Raw genomic sequence first — 7,265 nt, 5'->3', positions numbered from 1 at the left:
TCCTGCCCAAAACCGCTAAATTGTGTAAAATAACCGCGTGCCGCCATCAGGTATGGGCGGGCGCAACGCTGCCTGTTTGGCAAATACGATACATCAAGGCAAATCCTGCAGAACGCTCCGGCGCAACCGCTTTGCCATCCCCATTCCCAAACCATTTTTCAGACGGCCTGCCCCGCCCTGCGCGGCTGCCGCAGCCATTTTTAGATAGGAACACCATGTTACTGATTCCCGCAATCGACTTGAAAGACGGCAGCTGCGTGCGCCTGAAGCAGGGCCTGATGGAAGAGGCCACCGTATTCTCCGATTCCCCCGCCGAAACCGCCGCCCACTGGCTCAAACAGGGTGCGCGCCGTCTGCATTTGGTGGATTTGAACGGCGCATTCGCCGGCGAGCCGAAAAACTTCCCCGCCATCAAAGAAATCTTAGCAGCCGTTGCCAAAGACATTCCCGTGCAGCTGGGTGGCGGCATTCGCGATTTGCAAACTATTGAAAAATATCTGGAATTAGGTTTAACCGATGTGATTATCGGCACCGCCGCCGTCAAAGACCCCGAGTTTGTGCGCCAGGCCTGCAAAGCGTTTGCCGGACACATCATCGTCGGCCTTGATGCCAAAGACGGCATGGTCGCCATCGACGGCTGGGCCACGGTCACCGACCACCACGTCATCGACTTGAGCCGCCAATTTGAAGACGACGGCGTCAACAGCATCATCTATACCGACATCGGCCGCGACGGCATGATGAGCGGCGTCAACATCGAAGCCACCGTCAAGCTCGCCGAAGCCGTGAAAATTCCCGTGATTGCCTCCGGCGGCCTGACCGACTTGAACGACATCCGCGCCCTGTGCGCCGTGGAAAGCAGCGGCGTAACCGGCGCGATTACCGGCCGCGCGATTTACGAAGGCAGCATCGATTTCGCCGAAGCCCAAACGCTGGCCGACACCCTGTCTGCCGCCTGATTCCGCTCCGCCCCGCCGCCATAACCATACCAACAGGCGGGGCGGTTTCTGCCCACCTCACACATCGGGAACATTATGCTGGAAGCGTTCGTATTGAGCTTTTGGGCGGTCTGGTCGGCCGACCGCGAGCTTTACCCGCTGAGCGAAAGCCTGTGGTTTACCATCATCGCTGCCTTTTTCCGCCATCTGGCCGAATGGGAAATGCCGCTGGTGGACGGCCGCTGGGTTGCATTCAACAGCGTGCTCTGGCTCTACACCGCGCTGGTTTTCATTCTGATTAACCGCCTCAGCAGCAGCTTTATCCATACCCTGCTGCTGACAGCGGCGGCCGGTATCGGCTATTTCCATCTGGCCCTGCATCTGCCCGACTGGCTTTAGACAGCCTGACTGCACAAAGGCCGTCTGAATATCCGCCCTACCGCCGCGCGCCGCTCAAACGCCCTGATTTTCAGACGGCCCGATAAAGCCGCACCCCGCAGGCCGTTTGGCCGCCCATTTTTACGGAGACCCCAATGGCACTGGCAAAACGCATCATCCCCTGCCTCGACGTGGACAACGGCCGCGTCGTCAAAGGCGTGAATTTCTTAGGTTTGCGCGACGCAGGCAACCCCATTGACGTTGCCAAACGCTACAACGACGAAGGCGCGGACGAATTGACCTTTCTCGACATCACCGCCTCTTCCGACAACCGCGACACCATTTTGCACGTTATCGAAGAAGTCGCCTCGCAAGTCTTCATCCCGCTGACCGTCGGCGGCGGCGTGCGCTCCGTGGCCGACGTGCGCCGCCTGCTGAATGCCGGTGCCGACAAAGCCAGCATCAACACCGCCGCCGTCACCAACCCCGATTTGGTCAACGAAGCCAGCGGCTTTTTCGGCTCGCAGGCCATCGTCGTCGCCATCGACGCCAAAGCCGTCAATCCCGAAAACACCCGTTGGGAAATCTTCACCCACGGCGGCCGCAAACCCACCGGCCTGGACGCAGTTGCTTGGGCGGTGGAAATGCAGAAACGCGGCGCAGGCGAAATCCTGCTCACCAGCATGGACAGGGACGGTACCAAAACCGGTTTCAACCTGCCGCTCACCCGCGCCATCAGCGAAGCCGTGGACATTCCCGTTATCGCCTCCGGCGGCGTTGGCAACGTACAGCACTTAATCGACGGCGTCAAAGAAGGCAAAGCCGACGCCGTATTGGCCGCAAGCATCTTCCACTTCGGCGAAGTCAGCATCCGCGAAGCCAAGCAGGCCATGCAGGCCGCAGGGATTGAAGTGCGGCTGTAACAGAGTAGGACGGCCAAGCCGAACTGCGTCAGGCGGGATTAACACCCCACCGCTTTGCCCGACAACAAAGAAGGCCGTCTGAAAACCAAGCCGCAGGATAGGCTTATTGTGCACAAAGAAACACTTATCCCGAACTCATGTTACATAGTGAAATTCCTAAAAAACCAAAATGAGCAGGCTGGGCTTCAGCCCAGCAATATCAATATGTTGCAAGGTTTTGCCGGTCTGAAGCCCGGCCTGCGTGTTAAGGTTTCTTGGGAATTTGACTGCATATTCAGACGGCATTCCTGCCAAAAGGCCGTCTGAAAACCAAGTTTCAGCCACACTAAAACCAAGCCGCCGCACACGGAGCACACATGGAACTCGACTTCACCCTGACCCAATATCTGCTGATCGGCATACTCGGCATCGCAGCCGGCATCATCAACATGATGGCCGGAGGCGGCTCCAACCTGATACTGCCCGTACTGATGATGTTCGGCATCCCCGCCGACATCGCCAACGGCACCAACCGCGTCGGCGTACTGGTGCAATCGGTATCCGGCCTGCAAGGCTTTTACAAAGCAGGCAAACTGCCCACCGAAGATTTGCCCGCCATCTTATGGCCGACCATCGTCGGCGGCATCATCGGCGCACTGGCCGCCTCATTCGCGCCCGTCGCCATCCTCAAATCCATGCTGCTGCTGACCATGCTCGGCGTGGCCGCGTTGGTGGCCTTCCGTCCCGATTTACTGGTACACGCCCCCGACGTCCGCCCCGTGCGCGTCGCCGACAACCCCAAATCACGCTGGGCATTGGCCGCTGTCGGCATCTACGGCGGCTTCGTACAGGCCGCCGCCGGATTCGTGCTGCTGCCCGTACTGGCCGGCATGCTGTGCTACGACCTCGTACGAGCCAATGCACTGAAAGTCTGCTGCACACTCGGCTTTACCCTGGTGGCCTTATCGATTTTCATCGTCCGCGGCCAAGTGATGTGGGACGTCGGCCTGGTCTTAGCCGCCTGCAGCGCGCTCGGCGCCCGCATCGGCGTGAAAACCGCCATCAAGCTGCAACCCGACACCTTACGCAAAATCCTGTTTGCCATGACCCTGATTGCCGTCGTTTTGGCCTTATTGAAATAACCCCGCACCGTCCGAACGCAAACACTTTTTCAGACGGCCTTTCCCGTAATAAAGAACCATGAACAGCGAAAACCTCTTAAAATCCGTCAAATTCGACGACAAAGGCCTGATCTGCGCCGTTGCCCAAGATTGGCAGACCAAGCGCGTGCTGATGGTGGCATGGATGAATGCCGAAGCCTTGCAGAAAACCGCCGAAACCGGTTTCGCCCACTATTACAGCCGTTCGCGCCGGAAACAGTGGATGAAAGGCGAAGAATCCGGCCACACGCAGAAAGTCCGCGAGCTGCGCCTCGACTGCGACGGCGACGCCATCGTCATGCTGATTGAACAAAACGGCGGCATCGCCTGCCACACCGGCCGCGAAAGCTGCTTTTACCAAGTATGGAACGGCGAAGCGTGGGAAACCCGCGACGCGGTGTTGAAAGATGAAGACAGTATTTACGGGCATAAGCATCCGTAGGCCGTCTGAATAGCCTGTATGGCCAATCATATAACGCCAAGTAAGCATGACCGTAGGGGCGGGTTTGACACCCGCCCGCTACCCTGAATGCCCAACCGTCTATGATATTCAAGGTCGTAGGACGGGCATCCCTGCCCGTCGCTTTGCCGCAAGGCAAAGAAAATGGCTAAACAAAAGGTTTATCTCATTCTACGAATGAGTGACGGGCAGGAATGCCCGTCCTACGGCTGAAACTTTGCAGGTCGGATTACCAACCCGACACTTTCCCTATTACCACCCTTGTCGGGCTGACAACCCGACCCATATGAAAAACCACATAAAAACCACCATGACCGACATCCTCACCCAAATCCAAGACGTCATCGATTCGCGCCAAGGTGCGAATCCCGAAGCATCCTATGTTGCCCAGCTTCTGCACAAAGGCGGCGACAAAATCCTCAAAAAAGTGATTGAAGAAGCCGGCGAAGTATTGATGGCCTCCAAAGACGGCGACAAAGAACACATCGTTTACGAAACCGCCGATTTATGGTTTCACAGCATGATTCTGCTCGCCCACCACGGCTTGCGCGTCGAAGATGTCATCGCCGAACTTGCGCGCCGTCAAGGTTTGTCGGGCTTGGCGGAAAAAGCCGCTCGCACAGAGGGCTGAAACTGTATTACAATTCCGCTTAACTTTCCTGCCGTCTGAATATTTAAGCAGATTGTTTGGACAACCCAAGCAACCTGCTTCCCCTACCCCGAAATTTTCAGACGGCCCTTCGGAGCATTTTTATGAGCAACTGTATTTTCTGCAAAATCACCGACAAAGAAATCCCCGCCGCAGTCGTTTACGAAGACAACGACATGCTCTGCTTCAAAGACATCAACCCCGCCGCCCCCGTGCACCTGCTGCTGATTCCGAAAGTCCACTTCGATTCGCTGGCACACGCCGAAGCGGCACATGAAGCGCTGCTGGGCAAAATGATGCTGAAAGTACCGCAAATCGCCGAAGCCGCCGGCCTGACAAACGGCTTCAAAACCCTGATTAACACCGGCAAAGGCGGCGGGCAGGAAGTGTTCCACCTGCATATCCACATCATGGGCACGCCGGCCTGATACGGTTTGCCTGCATTCCCCACATTCTTTAATCTACTTCCCTAAAGGACCTCAAATGGGCAGCTTTTCTATTTGGCACTGGATTATCGTTTTGGTTATCGTGGTATTGGTGTTCGGTACCAAAAAACTGCGTAACGTCGGCAAAGACCTCGGCGGCGCGGTACATGATTTCAAAAAAGGCCTGAACGAAGGCACCGACGGCCAAGCCAAAAAAGACGAAGTCATCGAACACCAAAAAGACGACAACAAAGCCTAATCCATGTTTGATTTCGGTTTAAGCGAGCTGCTGCTGATCGGCGCAGTCGCCTTAGTCGTACTCGGCCCCGAGCGCCTGCCCCATGCCGCGCGCATGGCGGGCAGACTGGTCGGCAAGCTGCAGCAGCTGGTCAGCAGCGTCAAGCAGGAGCTGAACGCGCAGGCGGATTTGGACGAGCTGCGCAAAGCCAAGCAAGAGTTTGAAGCCGCCGCCACACAGCTTAAAGACGAGCTGGCAAGCACGGGGCAAAGCGCGCAAAGCAGCCTCCACGAAATTTCAGACGGCCTCAAGCCCTGGGAGCGTCTGCCCGAGCAGCGCACGCCCGCCGATTTCGGCCTGGATGCGGAAGGCAAGCCCCTGCCCGTTTCCAATGATGCCGACGCAGGCAGCGATACGGCAGAAGCCGCCGCACACGCGGAAACCGCCGCCGAGCCTGCCGCCGCCGACAGCCAAGACCAAGCCTGGCGCGACTATCTAACCGGCGCCAAGCCGTCTGAAATACCGCAGGTCAGCTACAGCGAATACGAAGCCCCGCCGCCCGACAGCCATTACCCCGCTTACGGCGGCACGGGCTTCCACACCGTTTCCCTACGCAAGCAGGCCATGCAGCGCAAGCGCGATATGCGCCCCAAATTCCGCGCACAGCCGAAACTTCGAGTCCGTAAAAAGTGAGTGACCGGTGTCTGATTCCCCTATCGAACAACCCACCCAGCCCCTGATCGAGCACCTGCTCGAACTGCGCCGCCGCCTGGTATGGACCGCCGGCGGCCTGCTGCTGTGTTTTCTCTGCCTGATGCCCTTTGCCCAAGAGCTGTATTCCTTTGCCGCCAAGCCGCTGATGGCCTCCCTGCCCGCCGACACCAGCATGATTGCCACCGATGTGATTGCGCCGTTTTTCGTGCCCGTCAAAGTCACCTTAATGGCCGCGTTTCTAGTGTCGCTGCCGCACACCCTTTATCAGATTTGGGCTTTCGTCGCCCCCGCCCTCTACCAAAACGAAAAACGGCTGATTACCCCCCTGGTGCTTTCCAGCCTGCTGCTCTTCGCCGCAGGCATGGCCTTTGCCTACTATCTGGTGTTTCCCGTTATCTTCCAATTTCTCGCAGGCGTGACCCCCGTCGGCGTGAACATGGCCACCGACATCGACAAATATTTATCGTTTATCCTCGGCATGTTCGTCGCATTCGGCATGACGTTTGAAGTACCCGTAGTCGTCGTCTTACTCGCCAAAATGGGCATTGTCAGCACCGCACAGCTCAAGCAGGCGCGGCCTTATGTGATTGTGGGCGCATTTGTGGTCGCCGCCATCGTCACCCCGCCCGACGTCATTTCCCAAATCCTGCTGGCCGTGCCGCTGATTATCCTGTATGAAGCAGGCATCTGGTTCAGCCGCTTCACCCGCCCCAAAGCGCAAGACGGCGAACCCGCCGACCCGCCGCCGCCGGCCAACCCGTAAAAGCAGGCAGCACCGTTCCCACAATTAGTGACCCAATCCGAACAGGCCGTCTGAAAACAGCGAAACAACACTTTTTCAGACGGCCTGTTTTATTCTTATTTTCCCGAAAAAACCATGTTCAAACCCACCCTGTTTACCGCCCTGTTTACCGCCCTGATTGCCACCCTGCTGCTCGGTGCCTGTGCCGCCACCACACCGCGCCATACCGCGCAGGAAGAAGCCAACCGCCGCACCGTGACCGACTTTTACGAAAGCGTATTTGTCAAACGCGACTTAAGCACCATCGACCGCTACATCGGCGAGCCGTATATCCAGCACAGCCCCGGCCTGCCCGACGGCCGCGCCGCCCTGCATAAAATCCTCCCCGCCCTCTTCCAAAAAGAGCCCGAACGCAGCAACCGTATTATCCGCACCGCCGCCGACGGCGATTTGGTCTGGCTGCACGCCGTTGTCAAAAGCCATCCGCAAGACCGCGGGCGGGTGCTGGTGGAGATCTACCGCTTGGAAAACGGCAAAATCGTCGAGCATTGGGACGTGATTCAAGCCATTCCTGAAACCACCGTCGGCAGCCATACGGTGTATTGATTATGGTTAACGTGAGTTCGGGATAAAAGTGCTTTGAGTTTGGCTGCAATGCT

General features: G+C 57.6%; 11 protein-coding genes. All 11 read left to right on the top strand.

Features of this window, described 5'->3' with window-relative positions:
* Positions 1-215 precede the first annotated feature (215 nt).
* Complete coding sequence (hisA, locus tag BDE01S_RS06690) at positions 216-959, top strand: 1-(5-phosphoribosyl)-5-[(5-phosphoribosylamino)methylideneamino]imidazole-4-carboxamide isomerase (RefSeq protein WP_066079115.1); 744 nt, start codon at positions 216-218, stop codon at positions 957-959.
* A 75-nt stretch (positions 960-1,034) separates the two neighbouring features.
* Entirely contained in the window at positions 1,035-1,337 is a 303-nt protein-coding gene (locus tag BDE01S_RS06685) for a multidrug transporter MatE (protein ID WP_066079112.1), read from the top strand.
* Positions 1,338-1,471: 134 nt separating this feature from the next.
* A complete protein-coding gene (hisF, locus tag BDE01S_RS06680) occupies positions 1,472-2,239 on the top strand; it encodes an imidazole glycerol phosphate synthase subunit HisF (RefSeq protein ID WP_066079111.1) in 768 nt (255 codons plus the stop codon).
* Positions 2,240-2,595: 356 nt separating this feature from the next.
* Entirely contained in the window at positions 2,596-3,360 is a 765-nt protein-coding gene (locus BDE01S_RS06675; RefSeq protein ID WP_066079109.1) for a sulfite exporter TauE/SafE family protein, read from the top strand.
* Positions 3,361-3,418: 58 nt separating this feature from the next.
* Positions 3,419-3,820 (top strand): phosphoribosyl-AMP cyclohydrolase, encoded by a 402-nt coding sequence (gene hisI, locus BDE01S_RS06670; protein ID WP_066079104.1) that lies wholly within the window; start codon positions 3,419-3,421, stop codon positions 3,818-3,820.
* Between the two features lie 328 nt (positions 3,821-4,148).
* The gene (locus BDE01S_RS06665; RefSeq protein ID WP_066079118.1) at positions 4,149-4,469 is read left to right on the top strand and encodes a phosphoribosyl-ATP diphosphatase; all 321 of its coding nucleotides are present in this window, start codon (positions 4,149-4,151) and stop codon (positions 4,467-4,469) included.
* Positions 4,470-4,591: 122 nt separating this feature from the next.
* Positions 4,592-4,915, top strand: a complete 324-nt coding sequence (locus BDE01S_RS06660; RefSeq protein ID WP_066079101.1) for a histidine triad nucleotide-binding protein — start codon at positions 4,592-4,594, stop codon at positions 4,913-4,915.
* A 55-nt stretch (positions 4,916-4,970) separates the two neighbouring features.
* On the top strand, positions 4,971-5,171 hold the full coding sequence (gene tatA / locus BDE01S_RS06655) for a Sec-independent protein translocase subunit TatA (RefSeq protein WP_066079099.1): 201 nt from the start codon (positions 4,971-4,973) through the stop codon (positions 5,169-5,171).
* Positions 5,172-5,174: 3 nt separating this feature from the next.
* Positions 5,175-5,843 carry a Sec-independent protein translocase protein TatB gene (tatB, locus tag BDE01S_RS06650; protein ID WP_066079096.1) on the top strand — a complete coding sequence of 223 codons (669 nt, stop codon included), beginning with the start codon at positions 5,175-5,177 and terminating at the stop codon, positions 5,841-5,843.
* A 7-nt stretch (positions 5,844-5,850) separates the two neighbouring features.
* Positions 5,851-6,627: a twin-arginine translocase subunit TatC gene (gene tatC / locus BDE01S_RS06645; protein WP_066079093.1), complete on the top strand. Its 777-nt coding sequence runs from the start codon at positions 5,851-5,853 to the stop codon at positions 6,625-6,627.
* A gap of 114 nt (positions 6,628-6,741) precedes the next feature.
* The gene (locus tag BDE01S_RS06640) at positions 6,742-7,212 is read left to right on the top strand and encodes a nuclear transport factor 2 family protein (RefSeq protein WP_066079090.1); all 471 of its coding nucleotides are present in this window, start codon (positions 6,742-6,744) and stop codon (positions 7,210-7,212) included.
* Positions 7,213-7,265: the final 53 nt, after the last annotated feature.

This window comes from Bergeriella denitrificans NBRC 102155, assembly GCF_001592185.1.
In the GTDB taxonomy this organism is placed as follows: Bacteria; Pseudomonadota; Gammaproteobacteria; order Burkholderiales; family Neisseriaceae; genus Neisseria; species Neisseria denitrificans.
This window is presented reverse-complemented; position numbering and strand designations above follow the sequence as displayed.